General features: G+C 67.9%; 11 protein-coding genes and 1 pseudogene. 5 read left to right on the top strand and 7 right to left on the bottom strand.

Annotated elements, in window-relative coordinates; translation table 11 throughout:
* Positions 1 to 28: 28 nt before the first annotated feature.
* From SLQ30_RS12065 to eccCa, 4 genes and pseudogenes are all read right to left on the bottom strand, one after another.
* A pseudogene (locus SLQ30_RS12065) lies at positions 29 to 1,447 on the bottom strand (MinD/ParA family protein); the annotation flags it as partial.
* Positions 1,434 to 2,819, bottom strand: a complete 1,386-nt coding sequence (mycP, locus tag SLQ30_RS12060) for a type VII secretion-associated serine protease mycosin (protein ID WP_319446532.1) — start codon at positions 2,817 to 2,819, stop codon at positions 1,434 to 1,436. The gene mycP and the pseudogene SLQ30_RS12065, both read right to left, overlap by 14 nt.
* Positions 2,819 to 4,303 carry a type VII secretion integral membrane protein EccD gene (gene eccD / locus SLQ30_RS12055; RefSeq protein WP_319446531.1) on the bottom strand — a complete coding sequence of 495 codons (1,485 nt, stop codon included), beginning with the start codon at positions 4,301 to 4,303 and terminating at the stop codon, positions 2,819 to 2,821. The genes mycP and eccD (SLQ30_RS12055) overlap by 1 nt, the downstream gene beginning before the upstream one ends.
* Complete coding sequence (gene eccCa / locus SLQ30_RS12050) at positions 4,300 to 8,331, bottom strand: type VII secretion protein EccCa (protein ID WP_319446530.1); 4,032 nt, start codon at positions 8,329 to 8,331, stop codon at positions 4,300 to 4,302. The genes eccD (SLQ30_RS12055) and eccCa overlap by 4 nt, the downstream gene beginning before the upstream one ends.
* Positions 8,332 to 8,425: 94 nt before the next feature.
* On the opposite strand from eccCa, the gene eccD (SLQ30_RS12045) reads away from it, so the two are divergent.
* Positions 8,426 to 9,904, top strand: a complete 1,479-nt coding sequence (gene eccD / locus SLQ30_RS12045) for a type VII secretion integral membrane protein EccD (protein WP_319446529.1) — start codon at positions 8,426 to 8,428, stop codon at positions 9,902 to 9,904.
* Between the two features lie 7 nt (positions 9,905 to 9,911).
* On the opposite strand, the gene eccB is transcribed toward eccD (SLQ30_RS12045), so the two are convergent.
* Positions 9,912 to 11,417, bottom strand: a complete 1,506-nt coding sequence (eccB, locus tag SLQ30_RS12040) for a type VII secretion protein EccB (protein WP_319446528.1) — start codon at positions 11,415 to 11,417, stop codon at positions 9,912 to 9,914.
* A 94-nt stretch (positions 11,418 to 11,511) separates the two neighbouring features.
* Between eccB and eccE the strand changes: the two genes are divergently transcribed.
* The 3 genes from eccE to SLQ30_RS12025 all read left to right on the top strand — a co-directional run bounded on the left by eccE (position 11,512) and on the right by SLQ30_RS12025 (position 14,588).
* Positions 11,512 to 13,230 (top strand): type VII secretion protein EccE, encoded by a 1,719-nt coding sequence (eccE, locus tag SLQ30_RS12035; RefSeq protein WP_319446527.1) that lies wholly within the window; start codon positions 11,512 to 11,514, stop codon positions 13,228 to 13,230.
* 32 nt (positions 13,231 to 13,262) lie between these two features.
* The gene (locus SLQ30_RS12030; protein WP_319446526.1) at positions 13,263 to 14,072 is read left to right on the top strand and encodes a DUF5336 domain-containing protein; all 810 of its coding nucleotides are present in this window, start codon (positions 13,263 to 13,265) and stop codon (positions 14,070 to 14,072) included.
* 69 nt (positions 14,073 to 14,141) lie between these two features.
* Positions 14,142 to 14,588: a VOC family protein gene (locus SLQ30_RS12025; protein ID WP_319446525.1), complete on the top strand. Its 447-nt coding sequence runs from the start codon at positions 14,142 to 14,144 to the stop codon at positions 14,586 to 14,588.
* 6 nt (positions 14,589 to 14,594) lie between these two features.
* Here SLQ30_RS12025 and SLQ30_RS12020 read toward each other — a convergent pair whose 3' ends face one another.
* Together SLQ30_RS12020 and SLQ30_RS12015 are read right to left on the bottom strand one after the other, a co-directional pair.
* Positions 14,595 to 16,259: an FAD-dependent oxidoreductase gene (locus SLQ30_RS12020; RefSeq protein WP_319446524.1), complete on the bottom strand. Its 1,665-nt coding sequence runs from the start codon at positions 16,257 to 16,259 to the stop codon at positions 14,595 to 14,597.
* Positions 16,260 to 16,263: 4 nt separating this feature from the next.
* Complete coding sequence (locus SLQ30_RS12015) at positions 16,264 to 17,292, bottom strand: diiron oxygenase (RefSeq protein ID WP_319446523.1); 1,029 nt, start codon at positions 17,290 to 17,292, stop codon at positions 16,264 to 16,266.
* 139 nt (positions 17,293 to 17,431) lie between these two features.
* On the opposite strand from SLQ30_RS12015, the gene map reads away from it, so the two are divergent.
* Positions 17,432 to 18,196 carry a type I methionyl aminopeptidase gene (gene map / locus SLQ30_RS12010; protein ID WP_319446522.1) on the top strand — a complete coding sequence of 255 codons (765 nt, stop codon included), beginning with the start codon at positions 17,432 to 17,434 and terminating at the stop codon, positions 18,194 to 18,196.
* The last annotated feature ends 114 nt before the right edge of the window (positions 18,197 to 18,310 follow it).

The following is an 18,310-nucleotide window of genomic DNA, read 5'->3' as shown; positions in this document are numbered from 1 at the left end:
TCGTCAGTACATTCCGGGTACGTCAGCGTTAATGGCGACTGGCGCGTAACCGGGGGAATTTCTCGGATACCGCGCCTGCCAATTCCAAGTAAGCCTGGGCGGTCGACGGATTCAGCAAACTGAAGTCGACGTCGGCGCCCTCGGCAAGATGCGGGTCGAACGGGATCAGATGGATGGAGCGGCATCGTGCTTCGAAGTGTTCGTAGATCTTGTCCAGGTTCAAGGCCGCCGATCCAGGACGGGACGAGCTGAGCACGACGTGCGCTTCGCGGACCAACGCCGAATGGCCGTGCTGCATCAACCAGTCCAGCGTCGCCGACGCGCTCCGGGCCGCGTCGATCGCGGGTGAGCTAACCAGGACGATGGCATGCGCCAGATCCAGCACGCCTGCCATCGCGGAATGCATGATGCCCGTGCCGCAGTCGGTGAGGATGACGTTGTAGTAGTGCCCAAGGATGTCGACGGTGCGCCGGTAGTCGGGCTCGCCGAACACCTCCGACACCGCGGGTTCCTGCTCGCTGGCCAGTACCTCCAGTCGGCTGCTCGCCATACGGGTGTGACTGCGAACGTCCGCGTAGCGGTTGACATTTGGGTCCGACAGGAGATCACGCACGGTGGACTGGGTCGACATGTCGCCGACACGCTCGGCCAGTGTGCCGCGGTCCGGGTTGGCGTCCACGGCGACGACGCGGTCGCTGCGCACCAACGCCAATGTCGATCCCAACCCCAGCGTCGTGGTGGTCTTCCCGACGCCGCCCTTGATCGAGAGCACGGCGATGCGGAAGTCGCCGACGATGGGCGCGCGGATCTGGGCGATCAGGTCTTCCCGGTCGCGCTCCTTGCGTGATTCGCCGGGGTTGATGCGTCCGCCGCTGGCACGGTGCAGTGCACCGCGCCAGCCTGACTGCGGCGCGCCTCGGCGGCCGACCGCCTTGGCCTCGTCCAGCGAGGGGGCAGGCACGCGGTAACCCGCAGGCGGAACGGCCGCAGCCGGTGGCGGCGGCACCCAACCTGGCGGTGGCGGCGGGAGCCAACCCGGCGGTGGCGGCAGCAGCAAGCCTGGCGGTGGTGGTGGCAGCGTGGGCTGCCAATCTCCTTGCGGTAGTGGCAATTCGACAGGTTCAGGATCGATGGGGGGCGGCGGTGAGTTGTCCTGTTCGAACCGCTGACCTATGTCTCTCGACACCGCCGCGTTGGGAATCTGCCAGGGTGGCAGCGGAAGGCGCCGCGGCGCGGCGCGTTCGTCGGCCGCACCATTCGCGGACGTTTCCGATGACGGCGGTGGGGGCCCATGGTCGACCTGCCGGGCCCGCCGCGCGGCAATCTGCTCCTGCAGAGCCGCGGCCCGCGCCTCGACGTCGTCGATTCCGCCCTGCGGCATCGTTCTCCCTCGCGATCGTGCGCTGAGTTCCACAACAGATCGTACGGAGTCCTCACAGGCCGCGTCGCCTCGCCGCCGCGATCGCCGCGGCCCCCGCCATCAGGGCCACGCTGGCGGCGGTGACGCCGAAGATGATCGTGCGGGCCCGCACGTTGCCGGGATCCGGGCGTGGTCGGCCGCTGATCGGAGTCCCCGCGTCGGACCGGGTTCGGGTCTCGTCAGGCGTCAATTGGCGGGTCAGCGCCGCGATCGGATCGACAACCCCGTACCCGGTGGCCTGGTCGGGTCCCGCTCCTGGAGTGCGCGCGGTTCGCTTGATCAGGTCCACCACCTGACGTGCGTTCAGCGCGGGGAAGCGCGACCTGATCAGCGCCACGACGCCGGAGACGATGGGCGTCGCGAAGCTTGTCCCATTCAGCGGAACCATGCCCTGCTGGGTGAGCTCGCCGTTGATCAGGCCCGGCCCGTTGGCGTCAAGCGAGGTGACCCGTTCGCCAGGGGCCGCAACGGCGACCCACGGCCCGTGCAAGCTGAATTCCGCAGGAGCCGCTGACGTGGTCACCGCCCCGACGGTCAGCACGTAGTCGGCGAACCACGCCGGGCTGGCGATGGTGCGCACGGTCTTCCAGCCTGCGTCCAGTGGCTGGTTGGGGTCGGTCACGTCGTTCTGGGTGTTGCACATGCTCTGATTGTTGAAATTGCCTGCTGCCGCAACGACTACGACGTTGCGGTCGAACGCATCTCGCACCGCGCGCCCGAGTGCCGCGTCGTCCAGGCCCGCGGCCACCGGAGCACACGCAACCTCCGACAGATTGATCACGGTCGCCCCGAGATCAACGGCCCTGGTGATCGCCAGCGCCAACGTCTCGGTGGTGCCGTAGCCGGACGACGTCGCGTTGGGATCATCGTTCTGATTGGAACTGGCGCCGCGGACCCCGTAGGCGCCGCTGTTCTGCCGAATCGACAGGATGGTCGCGTCGGGGGCGACTCCGGCGAAACTGTCCTCGGCGGCAGGCGCTCCCGCGATCAGCCCGGCCACCAGCGTGCCGTGCGCGTCGCAGTCCGACAACCCGTCGGTGTCCGATACGTAGTCGCCACCGCCCTCCAGCGCGCGCAACCGAGGATGCCGATTGACACCCGTGTCGATCACCGCGACCTTCTGCCCCGCGCCCCTGGAGAACCGCCACGCCGAGCGATACTCGAGCATCGCGTCGGCGCTCGTCTGCTTCGCAAAGTCGGTGGCGGGCAACACCCCTGTCGGAATCCCGCAAATCGCCTTCATCTCGGTCGGCTGCGGCGGACCGACCGGGCCACTGGGTGGCGGACCCGGGTCGACGATCGGCGGCGTGATCGCGCCAGCGGGCGCAGGCGCTCCAACGCTGACCGCAACGAGCAGCACGGCGCCTGCCAGCGCTGCGCAACGCCGGCCACCGTTCATCAGAACCCCAACCGGTCGAAGACCCCGAGTGGCCACAATGCCACCGGCAGGAGCGCCGCCACCGTCACGTAGTCCAGGTAGCCGGCCGCAGTCGGCACCCACCGTCGATGACGGCCGCCGGTAGCCAAGAGGCCGGCCGCCGCGGCAGCCACGGCGACCGCGGCGAGCACGCCGACACCTGCCAGCCGTAGCGGCGTGGCACCGAATTGTGCTTGCGTACACGCGATCACGACCAGCACCGTCGCGGGTACGGCAAGCGCAGCGCGTTCGGCCGTGCTGGCAACCCAGCGACTGCGCAGCGCCAGCACGGCCGCGCACAACAGCGCAAACGCCCACGCCGGCCACGCCGGACGCGTGGACATAAGCACCGTCGCGCCCGTCGCGACCACTGCCGCAAGGCCCGTCAGCATGCCAGCCCGGGTCAGCGCCGCGGCGCGAACCCTGGCCCACACCTGCTCGGCGCTCGGCATCGCCGCATCGGCGCTGGGGTCGGCGGACGTCGGGGTGAACGGGTCCGCGAGGGAGTGGTCTCGCTGTTCCGCCTCGCTCTCGACAGTCGGTGCCGGAACCCGACCCAACCTCGTCGTCATGGCGGGCACGGCCAGGCATCCCAGCGCGGCCGCGGTGGCCGCGACCGTGCCAAGCACCTCGACACCGCCACCCGCCGCGCGCCCGAGGAACACAAGCCCGCCGAACGCGAATACCACTGCCGCCGTGGTGGATACCCAGTGACCCGCGCCGATCACCCGGTAGTACGTGACAGTGAGCACCAGCAGCATCGCGCAGGCAATGGCGAGCCCGTATGCCCCGTGCGGCGCGGCCAGCACCCAGCCGAGCGCCCCACTGAGCGCAAGCATCGGCAGGCCGACGGCGGTGGCGATCGCCGGCAGCTCTCGGTTGCGGCCAAGCCCCATGACGCGGTGCACGACCACGACACCGCCGAACATCGTGACGATCGTGAACGCCGCCCCGGCCATGACCGCCCAGCGGTGCGGCGACTGCGCGTCCGCCAAGAGCACGAAGATCCACGCCGCCGCACACAGACACAGCCCGACGAACGCCATCACCCCGGCAGCGGTTGCGTTCCAGGCGGCATACGCCGCCCTGTTGAGCCGGGCGGCGGCGTCGACCACGTCGTCGTAGAGCGGCGGTGGTGACAACGCGCGCCGTGACGAGAGGCGCAGCACCTCACCATTGGTGATGCCGGCGTCGCGCAGCGTCTGGTCGGGCGCCAGCACGTCGCCGCCGTCGACGCGGCCGAGCACCCAGAACGTGCGACGCTCGTCGCGGTCGTTCAGGTCTTTATCGGGGTCAGCGTCACGCGAACCGATCAACCGCGCCAGCTCGGGTAGCACGGCCGCCACCGGGACGTCGGCGGGCAATGCGACGTCGAGCTGCGTGCGCCCGCCGAGCACCGACACCCGCACCGGCTCGGGTGCGGCCGATACCACCTGCATATGGCGCAGCTCGCCGACCCCGGTCACAGGTCCGGCATCCTCGAGAGTTGGATGACGCCATTCTTCACGGTGCGGGACACCAACATTCCGCGTCCTGGCGGCATCGTGGCCGCCTTGTACCCACCGAACAAGCCGCCTTCTTCCTTGCTGCCGCTCATCACGAGACCGTTGCAGGACAAGTCCTTTAGGCGACCGATGATGGGGTCCATCATCGCTCTGCCCGCGCCGCCGCTGCGCCGGGTCACGATGACGCGCAGGCCTATGTCGCGAGCCTGGGGGAGATATTCCACAAGCGGGCCGAGTGGGTGATTGAGCGAGCCGCCGCCGATCAGGTCGTAGTCGTCGATCATCACGAACAACTCCGGCCCCGACCACCACGACCGCGCCTTGAGTTGCTGCTGGGTGATGTCGTTGGGCGGCAGGCGATCCTTGAGGGCTCCGGCCAGCGCCGCCATCAGGTCGGCGCACGATTGGGGCGCGGTGGCGTAACCGCCGAGGTACTCGTCGTCGACGACCCCAAGCATCGACCGGCGGAAGTCGACGAGGATGATCTTGGCATCGGCGGGCGTGGCGCCCTCCATCACGCCCGCGGCGATGTTGCGCAGCAGTCCGGTCTTGCCACACTCGCTGTCGGCGAACGCGACCAGGTGTGGTTGGGCGTCGAAATCCAGTACGACCGGCGCCAATTCCTCCTCGTTGATCCCGATCGCAATGCGCGACCGGGACAGCATCCCGGCCTCCCGTGCCGCATTGACCACCTCGACACGATCGACCTCGTGCGGCAGCATCCGGACTCGCGGTGCCTCCCGCCCGCCGAAATGTGCACGTACCGCCTCGACGGCATCGGCCACGCCTGCCGGAAGGTCCTCGACGGTGGAACGGGAGTCCAACCGCGGCAACGCAATCAGGATGTGCAGGCGCTCGGAGTTGATGCCACGGCCCGGCCGACCGATAGGGACCATTTCCGCGGATCGGCGACCTACTTCGCTGTCGATGGGATCGCCAAGCCGCAACTCGATCCGAGTGCCCAACATGTCCTTGACCGCAGGCCGGATCTCCATCCACCGAGACGCCGAAACGGCCAGGTGCACCCCATAGGACAGACCTTGTAGGGCCAGCGATTGCAGCACCTGCTCGAGCGCCTCGAAGTCGCTCTTGATCGACGCCCATCCGTCGACGACGAGCACCACGTCGCCAAAGGCGTCCTGGCTCAACGGATCCTGCGCAGCCACCTCAGGAGGCAGCGTGGCCAGCTTCGCCTTGCGCTGCCGGAAGTCGCGCATCGACTCGATGCCGAGGTCACGGAAACGCTGCTCCCTGGCGCGTAGCACGCCTGCCACTTCGGCGACGGTGCGCCGGATGGCGTCGGAATCCATTCGCCCGGCCACGCCGCCGACGTGCGGAAGCTTCGCAAGGCTGGCCAAGGTACCGCCGCCGAAGTCCAGGCAGTAGAACTGCAGCACCTCGGGGGCGTGAGTGGCGGCGGCCGCCAGGATCAGTGCGCGCAGCGTCGTCGACTTGCCCGACTGCGGCCCTCCCACCACCGCGACATTGCCCTGCGCACCGGCCAAGTCGACCATCAGCATGTCGCGGCGCTGGTCGTACGGCCGGTCGACCACACCCATCGGCATCAACAGCTGCCCGTTGACGTTCCGCGCCGCCGCCCAATCGGGATCCGGCAGCAGATCGTTGACGGCGGGGCTCTCGTCCAACGGAGGCAGCCACACCTCGTGCGCGGGCAATCCATGGCCGCGCAGGCGGCCCACCACGACGTCGAGCAACGTGGTCTTGGACTTCGACGTCACCGGAGCCGACTGCGGTTCAGCGACGGGCAGTTCGGCCGGAGCTGCAGGCGGGGCGTCCTTCTTCACCGGAGTCGCGGTGAAGAGTTTGGGCGCCAAGGCGCCGAGCGCTGCGCTGCGACCCGTCCGCACGGACGACCGCGGTTTGACGTACTCGCCGGACACGTAGCTGGTGTTGAACCGAACCGGTTCTGACGCATCACATTTCAAGAACGCCGAGCCCGGAATGTTAGGTAGATGGTAAGCATCGGGCACACTGAGCACGCTGCGCGACTCGCCCGCCGAGAACGTCTTCAGCCCGATCCGGTAGGACAGGTGCGAATCCAGCCCGCGCAGCTTGCCCTCCTCGAGCCGTTGCGATGCCAGCAGCAAATGAATGTGCAGAGATCTGCCGAGGCGGCCGATCATCACGAACAACTCCGCGAAATCTGGCTTCTGCGAGAGCAACTCGGAGAATTCGTCGACGACGATGAACAACGCAGGCAGCGGTTCTAGGTCGGCGCCGCCCGCACGGGCGCGCTCGTATTCGGTGACGTTCGAGAAGTTGCCAGCGGAGCGCAGCAGCTCCTGCCGCCGGTTCATCTCACCGGCCAGCGCATCGCGCATGCGGTCGACCATGGTCAGTTCGTCTTCGAGATTGGTGATGATTGCCGCGATGTGCGCGACACCCTCGAGTCCCAGGAAGGTGGCACCGCCCTTGAAGTCCACCAACACCAGGTTGAGCGCCTCCGGCGAATGGGAGGTCACCATCGACAACACCAGCGTGCGCAGGAACTCCGACTTCCCCGATCCCGTTGCGCCGATGCACAATCCGTGCGGACCCATGCCGCCCTCGGCGGACTCCTTGATGTCCAGTTCCAGCGGTTGACCGTTCGGCGTGGTGCCGATCGGCACCCTGAGCCGTTCCCGTGGTGACCGCGGCCGCCAGACCCGGGTGGGGTCGATTTCGGCCGCATCGGGAATCTTCAACAGCGCCATCAGCCCCGGATCGACGGCCCGCGAATCGGCTTCCAGGCTGACGATGTGGGCAGCGTTGGCAGGCCGGAACCGGCCAATGCGCCGTGCGGTGACGCCCGCCTCGGCGATCGTGATCGCGTCGGGGGTGGCGAACCGTTCCACCCCCGCCGCGGTGCGGGCCGCGACGTCGTCGGCGTCCACCACCAGCTGCAGACTCCGTCGTGCCGTCGCGCCGTCGCGGGGGCCGTTGAGGTCGAGCACCGTCACGCTGTCCAAGCCTGCGTCCGTGACCAGCCGCTCGTCACCGGTGACGTGCCCGTCGTCGAGCACCACCACCAAGTGCTTCTGCCCCTGGTTCGGCTGGGCGTTGCGGCTGAAGCGGCCCCGTTCGGCCAGCTCGGGCCCCAGGGACGCCTCCATCAGCTCCAGGGTGGGGAACAGCAGCCGCATCGATCCCATGCCGTCGCGGACCGCGGCGTGCTGGGCATGCGGCAGCCACTTGGCCCAGCTCCAGTTGTCGCCGTCGGGGTTTGCCGTCACCACCGCCACCTGCACGTGGTCCGGCCCGTGGAAGGTGCACAGCTCGAGCACCATGGCACGGACCAACTGCTGCACCAGCTTTCGCTCGCCATCGAACGTGATGGTCGGGAACGCCCGCAACGACACCCCGGTGGGCAGGGCGTGAACGACCGAATGGGTGTTGACGAACCGGCGCAGCGCCACCGTCGACACCGGTTCGAGGTCCTCGGGCGGACCGGTCTCCGGGGCCAGCAACCGGGTCGCCAGCCGGTGGGTGCCGACGCCAACGCGCACGTGGCAATAGTCCGGGTCCGTCGGGCGTCGTTCCCACATGCGGCGAGTGCCGACGACGTCCGCCAGCGCGCGCGGGTCAGGATGACTCCACTCAAGGGCGGTGCGCTGCTGTGCGCCGGTCTCGTCGGCCTCGTCACGCAGGTTCGCCAGGTAGCTGAAGTAGTCCTTGCGTTCCTCGTTGAGCTCGGCGGCGGCCTTGCCCGTCTTTCCTGCGCCGCCCGCGAACATGCCTGCCATCGACATGACCATCATCATCGGGAAGATCATGAACATCGGGTTCTTGGTCATGTCGCGGCCGCCGACCGTGACCATCAGCGCGATCATCCCCACGACCGCGACGATCATGACGAGCGGCATCAATCGCAGGAGCATGTTGCCAGGAATTGCCCTCGGAACCTCAGGCGGCGGTTGCAGATTGACTTCGCCACCAGGCATGCGCGGTGGCACTATTCGCAGGCGGCGCACGAATCCCTGAGTGCTCACCCGTTAGCTCCTCGACCCGCTCGGGACCACCCTCTCGGGCGCACTGGGTATGGTCAGTACCGAGTAATCCCTTTGCGCAGGAGGCTGACTCGGTTTGACACTACCGCGGCCACTTCCGGACCTCGATCCCGACGCCGAGTCCGAACACGAGCTGAGCCGTCTGACCCTGGTGGTCGGCGGCCTCAGTATTGACGTCGGAATGCCTGCCAACGTCGACATCGCCGAGTACATCGACGACGTCATCGACATCGCGAACGAGCAGATCGCGTTGCGCGGACGTGGATCTGACGAAAAGTTCGACGACACCGTCAATAAGTGGACGCTGGCCCGACTGGGTGGCGACCCGATTGACCCGCACCGTGCGTTGAGTGAGGCCGGGATCTACGACGGCGAGCTGTTGATGATCCGGGAGGTGGGCAAGCCCGCTAGTCCACTGCTCTTCGACGACATCGACAACGTCGCCTCGGTATCTGCCGTGCCGTCGTGGCTGGCGCGCAACGCGGCCGCGCTGACGAGTTTCGGCGTTGGGCTCATCGCCGCCATCACCCTGGCGGCCGTGCTGCCGCGTTGGTCAGGTGACGCGGTGGTGCCCGCGGCGGTGCTCGCCCTCGGTGCCCTTGGCGTCGCCGTCGCCTGCGCAGTGGGTCACCGGCCCAGGACCGCGCCGCGATCGGCGTGGGTCGCCGCGGTGGCCACGCCGCTGGTATTCGCAGGCTCGCTGTACGTGGTGCCCAACGGATTCGGAGCAACATCGCTGCCGATGGCATTCGCGCTCACCGCGCTGAGTTCGGTACTGGTGCTTCTGATCTCGGGCACTGGCCGCGCGCTGCACACCGGGGTGATTGCGACGTGCGCGCTCGGCGGCAGCGCGGCGACGGCAATGTTGTTGTGGCAGCTGCCCTTGCGGACGGTGGGGGCGGTCCTGGCGACCGTCTCGGTCATCGTGGTCTACCTGGCGCCACGCTTGACGATCCTGTTGTCGAAGCTGCCGATCCCACGGGTGCCCACTGCCGGCGAGCAGCTTGACGACATCGAGACGCAGGGCGGCACGACCGTCGAGGGTGTCAACGCGGTCGGCAAGCAGATCATCCCGACCGAGGAAGGCTTGATCAGACGGGTCCGACGCGCCAACGAGTACCTCACCGGCATCCTGGTCGGCGCGGCGCTCGCCGCAATCGTCGGCTGCTACCTGGCCGTCGACGTCAGCGACGGATTCTTCTGGCAGGGTACGGCTTTCGCGGCGGCGGTGGCGACCGTGCTGTGCCTGCGCGGGCGCGGCCACCATGATCTGGTGCAGTCGGCAACCCTCATCGGCAGCGGTCTGGTCACCGCGATTGCCGTGATCGCGAAGACCGCGATCAACGTCGACGACTGGCAGGTCCGCTCCGTGGTGGCGCTGATCGCGCTGATGGCGCTCGTCGTTGCGTGTGGGCTCGTCGCGCCCCGGCGGGACTTCTCCCCTGTCATGCGGCGCAGGGTCGAGCTCCTCGAGTACGTCGCCGTCGCGTCATTGTTTCCCTTGTGCTTCTGGATCGTCCGACTCTTCGCGTTCTTCCGCGAGCTGCGGATCTAACCCGGATCTAACGCTGCGCAGGCGGCAGGCCGACGCTATTCGGGTCCGCGGACACCCCGTCGTGTGCGACGAGGGCGGCCTGCTGCGACAGCTCGGGTCCGGACGGAAGCAACGACAGCACCGGCCACGGCGCCCGCTGTGGAGTGCTCGCCGGCCCGTCGGACGTCTTGACTCCCGTGACGCCAAGCGCGTCTGCGGTCGGCAAATCCTTGATGTGGTAACGCAATCCGGTATCGGAGACGTAGAACAGCTGGCCCGTCGACTGACTGTCCGGCTCGACGCCGGTGGCTTCGACGTACTCACCGGTGCCCGGAGTCAGATACACCGAGTCCAAGCCGGGCCCGTTGCCGTCCGCGCTCGCGAGCCGTACCGGTTCGGTCCCGTTCGGCACCGGCAACCGGCGCCCAACGAGCAGCCGGACACCGGCCTGCGCCGCATCGTCGGAGCGCTGCCAGCCCATGCACGCCACCCGGTCCGGGTTCGCAGACACGAGTTGCGGCGACACCGTCGGATAGTGGTCGACCGGCAGTCGGTGCACGATCGCCGCTCCCGCCACGACGGAGGGGGCGATCTCCCGAACCGTCGCGCGGACGGCGTCGGATTCGCCGTACATGATGATGTCGGAGGTGGCAGCCGAGATGGGCTGCAAACCGTCGCGCAATACGACGTAGAGCTGTGCTCCGCGGGAATCGACGGTCTTGACGATGGATCCGGTCGGGTAGTCCGGCCCGACCACCGGACTGGGTGATCCCACCCCGTCGATGGTCACCGGCGTGATCGGGTCGACGAGGGGAAACGCATTGAGGAACCCCAGCGACACGGGCCGCAGCGAGGCGCCGTTGAGGTGAAGGCCGTTGGCCACCACCAGATTTGACAGGTCGACGGGCGCGCGAACGCCGTCGTAGACGAGATAGGTGGTGCCACCGGCCGTGGTGAGTATCGCCTGCGCCGGGTCGGCGGCCTGGATGTCACCGCCGAGCACCGGGTCGTTGGCGAGCACGGTGGTTTGCAGGCTGAGCCCGCCGGTGGGCTGGGTGGCGTCGGGTATCTGAAGGGTGTCGCAGACCGTCCACGACGACGTCGCCATGTCGTCCGCGCCGTGGATGCTCGCCGGGGCGCCCACTATGCCCACCATCGGGCCACGCGGTAGTGGGTTGAGGAATTTGTCGTCGACGTCTTTGGGGCTGTCGTTCTTGCCGACGATCAGCCGCGCCGAGGCGAGGTTCAGCACCGGGTGCACCTGGTCGCCGATCCGCACGTACGCAGCGCCACTGGACTTGCTCAGCAGGATCTGCGCGTCGCCGAGGCCCGGTGCGGGTTTGAAGAACGCGAGTACGCCACAGGCGCCGCTGATGAGCACCGCGATCACAAGGCCGACCGTCAACGCCCGCATCTGTCCACGCATCGGGTCGTGGATCATCCGCGAGTCGCCACGGATGAGCGCGTGCTCAAGGCGCCGGATCAAGAACCGATAGCCGTTCACCTGCGCACGGGTGGTGACTTGCGCTGGCATGTCCGCTCCCATCGACGTCGGGCAGGGCGCGCACCGTAGGGTATAGCACGTCAAGTGAATCACGCTGTGCCAGTTGCCCTTACCAGCAAAGGCTATGTCGACCCGCACCCATCGCTTACGACGCCCGTCACGGGCGGTGCAAAGCGCGCGCCAAGGGCCAGACCAGCTACGCACGACTACGGCGGTCGGACCGCAGCGGTTCCTGCCGTTGACCGACCTGCTGGTGCTCGAACTCGTCGTGGCCGCCGGCCTCGGTTTGGCGCTCTACCTGGGGGCTCCCGGCTGGCAGGGCTGCGCCGCCGGTCTCGCCGCTGCCCTGCTTCTGGTGACTCGGGTTGGCGGCGCGACGCTGCCGCGATGGATCGGCCTGCGCGTGGGTTACCTGCGGGACATTCGCCGACGGAGCGGTGCGCCCGCACCCGCCGATCCGTTCGACGTGGCGGCCTCCGATGGAGAGCAAATCGGATTCCGTTGGGACGGCAGCACGCTGCTAACGCTCGTCGAAATCGACGAGAACCCGCAGGCGATGACGGTCATGGAACCGGGCACGACGGTCTCGGGCGAAGTGGTGCAGGTTCAGACGCTGATCGACTGCCTGCGCCAGTTCGACATCACGCTCGACTCCATCGACATCATCAGCCAGGGCGCCCGGTCGGCGGGCCGAACCGACGTCGCCGCCGTGTATGACGCCGTCCTCGGACCGCTGCCCGCCATCGCCCACCGCACGGTCTGGATCGCCGTGCGCTTCGATCCATCGCGGTGCGCCGAGGCCGTGCGTCGTCGCGGCGGCGGACGCGACGGCATCCTGCGGGCCGCCACCACGGCCACCCGACGGGTCGCCAACCGGCTGACGGAGGCGGGCCTGCGGCCGCGGATTCTCACCGCCAGCGGCATTGCGCACGCCACCAACCAACTCAGCGACGGGGTGGGTATCGGCGCCGCCGACGAAACGTGGGAAACGTGCCGTGAAGGCCACTTCCGCCTATGCAGCTTCGCGATCGAGCCGCACATGCTCACCACCGCGGGGCTTGGCGTGTTGTGGACAATTCCCAGCTATTCGACGACGGTGTGCCTGTCGCTGCGCGAAGACGACCGCAACGACCGAGTCGAGATCCGCGGCCTGGCCCGCTTCGACAGCGACGTCGGCGTCCCCCTCGACCTGCCCGGACTCGTCCACTTGCGGGGGCTCCAGTTCTCGGCGCTGGCCTCCAGCCTGCCGATTCCGCGGCCGACCCGGTCGGTCGGGCACTGGGTGCACGCCGGGCGCGAGTCCGATCTGCACGAGCTCGCGGTGCCTGCGTCGGGGTGCGGGCAGGTGGTCGGCGCCGACGAGTCGGGCCGGGCGGTCGCGCTCCCACTGTTCGGACCGCAGGTCCGCCGCGTCGAGATCTGCGGCACTCTTCATCTGGCCCAGCAGGCGGTGCTTCGCTCGTTGGCGCTCGGCGCGAGGGTGCTGGTGCACAGCCGACGCCCTGCTTCGTGGCGCGACATGGTGGAGCAGGTCGGGCGCCACGACCTGCTGTGGGTGGCCGAGTTCAATCGCGGCGGCATCCAAGCGCGCGCCGACCGCGACTATTCGGTGGAGATGTTCGACGGGACGGCGGAGTCTCCCGTCCGCGCAGGAGTTACGAGCATCGTGGTCGCCCCTCCGAATACCTCGGTCACGCCCAACGCCGACGTCGCCCTCGAGTTGATCTCACTGGAGCACGGCATCGTCAACGTCAGCACCAGGGCCGGGTCGGCGGTCGTCACCATGGTCGCCACCGACGAGGAAATGCGCTACCTCAGGGCGTCCGCCAACGCCATCGACTGATGGGTGCGCCAGTGCGCTAGCGTGGACCCGTCGTGCCCCTTCGGAATCTGCGAAGCGCGGGAGTGATCGTGGTCTATACACCTGGCAATCGCGTCTACCAACCGACGCCGACGGAACGCCCTCGACGGTCGGGCGCCGAGAATCCGCTGCCCCGTCGCCTTTTCATCGCAGTCGTCGTACTGGGGCTGGCCACGTACGGCTTGAGCTTCGGCCCGGTGATGGACGGCGTGGGGGCAACCGGATGGAACGTCCGCTTCGCCGCGCTTGCCGCGCTGTGCGCCGCTTTCAGCCTGCTGCCCAGACAGAATCCCCAGCCGTTCGCGACCGCGGCACTGGCCACGATGGGCTTTCTGGACGCGTTGTCGAGCGTCGTGACGGCGGCGGGCGGGTGGCCACTGACGGTGATCGTCGTGCTCAACGCCGTGCAAGCCGCCGCAGCGATCGCTGCGCTGATCTCGTCGCCCAAGGCGGCGGAGCAGACCGCGATCAGCGGCTATGACGCCTACGTCGACTACTACAACCAGGCCGTCCAGCAGTACCACAGCCAGCAGGCGTCAGCTCCGTCACCGCCGCAGCAGTCGGCGCGCAGCGGCTACGGACAGGCCTACGGTGGAGCAAGCGCGGCGGACCGCGCGCCGCGCACGTCCCAGTCCGGTGATTACGCCGAATTCGTTTCGCCGCAAGGTGAATACGGCCACTCCGCCTCCGCGCCGAGCTCCCCCGCCGGCGCCCAGCAGGCTGGGCCGCCCCCAGGGTTGCCCGGATATCGGCCTGCGCAGACACACGTCGGCCAGCCCGAGGAGCACGGCGGGCAACCCGAGCGTCCGTCCTGGCCGCAGTGACTGCTCCGATGAGAATTCACGTGCGGGGTAGTCGGTACTGATACCACCCGCTCTCGAGAGGAACCCGCCATGGCAATCGAAGTACAACCCGCACTGTCCCCCCACCTCGTCGTCGACGACGCCGCGGCGGCCATCGACTTCTACGTCAAGGCCTTTGGCGCCACCGAGTTGGGTCGGGTGCCGCATCCGGACGGCAGGCTGGTGCACGCGGCGCTCAGCCTCAATGGGTCGACGGTGATGCTCAACGACGGCTTCCCGGACTACAACGACGGCAAGTCGTCGACGCCCAAGGCGCTCGGCGGGACGCCGGTGACCATCCACCTGCAGGTGCCCGACGTCGAGACGGCGTTCCAACGGGCGCTCGATGCGGGCGCCGTCGTGGTCGCTCCGCTGGAGGATCAGTTCTGGGGCGACCGCTACGGCATGGTCCGCGATCCGTTCGGCCACCAGTGGTCGCTTGGCCAACCGCTGCGCGAGGTCAGCCCCGAGGAGATCGCCGCCGCGATGAGCCAGTAAGCGGGGCTAGCGCTGGCGCAGTCCGCCCAGCAGCCGCTGGCCCAGCGACGGTGCAGGCGCGGTCGCTGCCGCGGCGAGCATGTCGGGAATCGCGGTGAACTTGTCGCGCGGTCGGTCAGTGCCACCGCGGGCGAGTTCGGCCGCGTCGATCGCCGACCAGCCCGCGGAGTCCACCACGTCTGGCTGCCGCTGCCGAATGAGCCGGTCCAGCGCGGCCGGTTTGTCGGCCGGATCGGTGAGCCGACCCTCGTTGTAGTCGGCCACCAGATTGTGGACGGTCTGCGCCGCGCACGACTTGTTGGTACCGATGAACCCGGTGGGGCCACGCTTGATCCAGCCTGCGACGTATGCGCCGACGGTTCCGACGACTCGTCCGCCATCGTTGGGCACGACGCACGCCGCGTCGTCGAACGGCATGTCTCGAATCGGCTTGCCGCGGTAGCCAATTGACGTCAGCACCAGCCCGGCCTCGATACTGCGCACCTCGTCGCCGCCGGTCTCGGTGAACGCAATGCCCTCGACCCGTTGGGCACCGAGCACCCGCAGCGGCGTCAACCCGTAGGTCAACCGAATGCGTGGACGACTGGCAGGCGCGGATGCGTCGCCGAGCTTGGAGAGAATCTCGAGCTTGTTGCGCGTCAACGGGTCTGACTCATCGGCCAGATCCCGCAGCACCAGCTCGTGGTCCGCCGCGTCAAGCACGACGTCGTGCGTCGCCGTCAGCCCGATGAGCTCGGGCAGCGTGAACGCGGACTGAGCGGGACCGCGCCTGGCCGCGATGACGACCTCGGCGACCCGCGATTGCCGCAGCACGGCCAACGCATGATCGGAGATGTCGGTGCGGGCCAGCGCATCCGGGTCGGAGGTCAGGATGCGCGCGACGTCAAGGGCCACGTTGCCGTTACCCACGATCACGACTCGTTCGTGACTCAAGTCGACTGGCAGGTCGGTGAACTCAGGGTGCGCGTTGATCCACGCGACCAGTTCGGTGGCCGTGCCGGTGCCCGGAAGTCCCATGCCCTCGATGTCGAGTCTGCGGTCGTTGGGGGCACCGACGGCGTAGAGCACTGCGTGGTGGTGCGCGAGCAGTTCGGCGTGTGTGACGTGCTTGCCGACCTCGACGTTGAGATAAAAGCCGAAGCCTCGCTTGCGGGTGATCCCGTCGAACAGTCGAGTGACCCGCTTGGTGGTCTGATGGTCGGGCGCGACACCGGCCCGCACTAATCCGTATGGCGTCGGGAGCTTTTCGAAGACGTTGACGCGCACGCCCTTTTGCGTCAGAAGCTCGTCGGCGGCGTACATGGCCGCCGGACCGGATCCGATGATCGCCACCGTCAACGGGCCGCCGGGCCTGGCCTCGACATACGGCGCCTCGAGCACCGGCGCCAGCTTGGACGTCGGCGGCAGCTTGCCCTCGCGCTTCGGATAGAAGGACGCGTTCAGTTCGATGAACGGCAGTTGCACCGGCTCGAGCTTCGTGGCGGGGGCGATGGCGCCAACGGGACACGCCGAGACGCAAGCTCCACAGTCGACGCATGCCACCGGGTCGATGTACAGCATCTCCGCCGTGGCGAAGCCGGGCTCATCCGGTGACGGATGGATGCAGTTCACCGGACATGCGTAGACACAGGACCCGTCGCTGCAACACGACTGGGTGATCACATGAGGCATGTGCCTACGCGACCGAGACCAGGTGCTGGCGCGCAGGCTCGCTGCGGTAGCGGCTGGGGGCGCCGTTGATGCGGCAGATCCGCCACATCAACTTGGCGAGCGGGTTCATCAGGCCGGTGTCGTGTGCCAGCATCCGGACGTCGCCGAACATGTCACGGAGCATCAAGCGAGCCTCGGGCGAGCCGAAGAAGATGTCCTTGCGCACCGAGCGCGGGATGTCGAATTCCTTCCAGAACGCACGCGGCGGAACGATGATCGCCGAGCACAGCACCCGCATCACGACCGGCACATAGAGCGACAACCAGAACCGCTTGCGGCGCGGCAGGTGGGGCACGCGCTTGCGCAGGTACTCATGCGCGAACGAGATGTGCCGCGCTTCCTCGGCCACGTGGATGGCCATCACGCGTTCCATGATCGGGTGCAGGGTCTTGCCCTCGCGCAACACGTTCTTCTGGGTGTGGTCGATGGGCTCCTCGCCGGCGAGGATGCCGAACCAGAACGGGATCGGCAGCGGCCCTGCGACCAGCGGGATGGCTGGCTGGATCCACTTGAGCAACCGCGGCATACCGGGCACGTCGGCCCCGATATGGTTCACCATCTCCTGGAACATCATGGTGTGGTTGCACTCTTCGACGGCCTCGTGCAGGCAGTACCGGTACTCCGGTGAGCCGTTGGGCGTCCAGAACGCGTACTCCATCAGGCCGCGGATGAGGATCGACTCGAAGTGCAGTCCGACCTTGGCGACGTTGGCCTGGCGCCACATGCCGATCTCGATCTGCCGCTCCTTGGACTGCGACTGGTACCAGGAATGCTTACCGATGGGGTCGGTCTTGGGCAGGATCCACCGCTCGTCATTGGGGACGACGGCAAACTCCGGCGAGTCCCAGTCGATGTCGGTGTACGGATTGAAGTTGCGTCGCACCGACCCCTCGGACAGGGTGTTCAACGTGTCGACGTACGCGGTGTCGTCGATGACGTCCATGTTCTTGCGCCAGCGCCTGATGATCTTGGTCTTGGCAGTCTTGACAGCCATGAGAAGCCTCCCGTGAGGTTTACATTTATCGGTCTGCTGTCTAAACACAGTACCCATGGTCCCAGGAATTAACCAGGGCCTTTTCGGAGCTGTGCGCCAACAGGGTTATCCACATCACATGTGAGGTAGGTCACACCAGATGGTCGAGTTGAAGAGCGCATCGGAGCTCGACGCGATGGCATCCGCAGGCGCCGTGGTGGCCGAAGCCCTGCGCGCCGTCATCGCGCACGCCGCGCCCGGTCGCACCGCAGCCGACCTCGATCACGTGGCCGCCGACGTGCTCGCAACACACGGCGCAACGTCCCCGTTCCTCAACTACCACCCGAATTGGGCGCCGACGCCGTTCCCCGCAGTGCTGTGCGTCAGCGTCAACGACGCCGTCGTGCACGGCATCCCCACCGACGAGGTGCTGAGCGAGGGCGACCTGGTGTCCGTCGACTTCGGGGCCGTCCTGCACGGCTGGTGCGGCGACGCCGCCCGCAGTTTCGTCATCGGGACTGCGCGCCCCGAAGACACCGCACTGATCGCCGCGACCGACGCCGCACTGGCCGCCGGTATTGCCGCAGTGCGGCCAGGCAACACGCTAGGCGACGTCGGCCACGCCATCGAGACCACCGCGCGCAGAGCCGGTTACGGACTGCTCGCCCACCACGGCGGGCACGGCATCGGGCGCACCATGCACGAAGACCCGCACGTGCCCAACGAAGGCAAGCCCGGCAAGGGCATGAAATTACGGCCCGGACTGGTGATCGCCATCGAACCCATGCTCATCGCCGACGGCACCGACGATTACCTCCATGACTCCGACGGATGGACGCTGCGGACCGCGACCGGCGCCCGCGCCGCGCACAGCGAGCACACCGTGGCCGTCACCGCCGACGGGCCCCGGATCCTGACCAACTAGCGCCCTAATCGGTAGTTGGGATTGGTGCCGGTCGTAGACCGGGGTCGTTCCTGGTGAGGGCTGCTGTCAGGTGACGTCTGCTGGGTCCCGACGCGAGACGTCTTGAGAAAGAAC

The sequence above is a fragment of the Mycobacterium sp. RTGN4 genome (assembly GCF_033804635.1).
Taxonomy (GTDB): Bacteria; Actinomycetota; Actinomycetes; order Mycobacteriales; family Mycobacteriaceae; genus Mycobacterium.
The sequence above is the reverse complement of the archived record's forward strand: the minus strand, read 5'-3'. Positions and strand labels throughout refer to the sequence as shown.

What these genes read in the sequence shown, in the direction of transcription:
- mycP (WP_319446532.1), bottom strand. Translation starts at nt 2,819, where the DNA reads ATGAACGGTGGCCGGCGTTGCGCAGCGCTGGCAGGCGCCGTGCTGCTC.
- eccB (WP_319446528.1), bottom strand. Translation starts at nt 11,417, where the DNA reads ATGCCAGCGCAAGTCACCACCCGTGCGCAGGTGAACGGCTATCGGTTC.
- eccE (WP_319446527.1), top strand. Translation starts at nt 11,512, where the DNA reads ATGTCGACCCGCACCCATCGCTTACGACGCCCGTCACGGGCGGTGCAA.
- map (WP_319446522.1), top strand. Translation starts at nt 17,432, where the DNA reads ATGGTCGAGTTGAAGAGCGCATCGGAGCTCGACGCGATGGCATCCGCA.
- SLQ30_RS12025 (WP_319446525.1), top strand. Translation starts at nt 14,142, where the DNA reads ATGGCAATCGAAGTACAACCCGCACTGTCCCCCCACCTCGTCGTCGAC.
- SLQ30_RS12020 (WP_319446524.1), bottom strand. Translation starts at nt 16,259, where the DNA reads ATGCCTCATGTGATCACCCAGTCGTGTTGCAGCGACGGGTCCTGTGTC.
- SLQ30_RS12015 (WP_319446523.1), bottom strand. Translation starts at nt 17,292, where the DNA reads ATGGCTGTCAAGACTGCCAAGACCAAGATCATCAGGCGCTGGCGCAAG.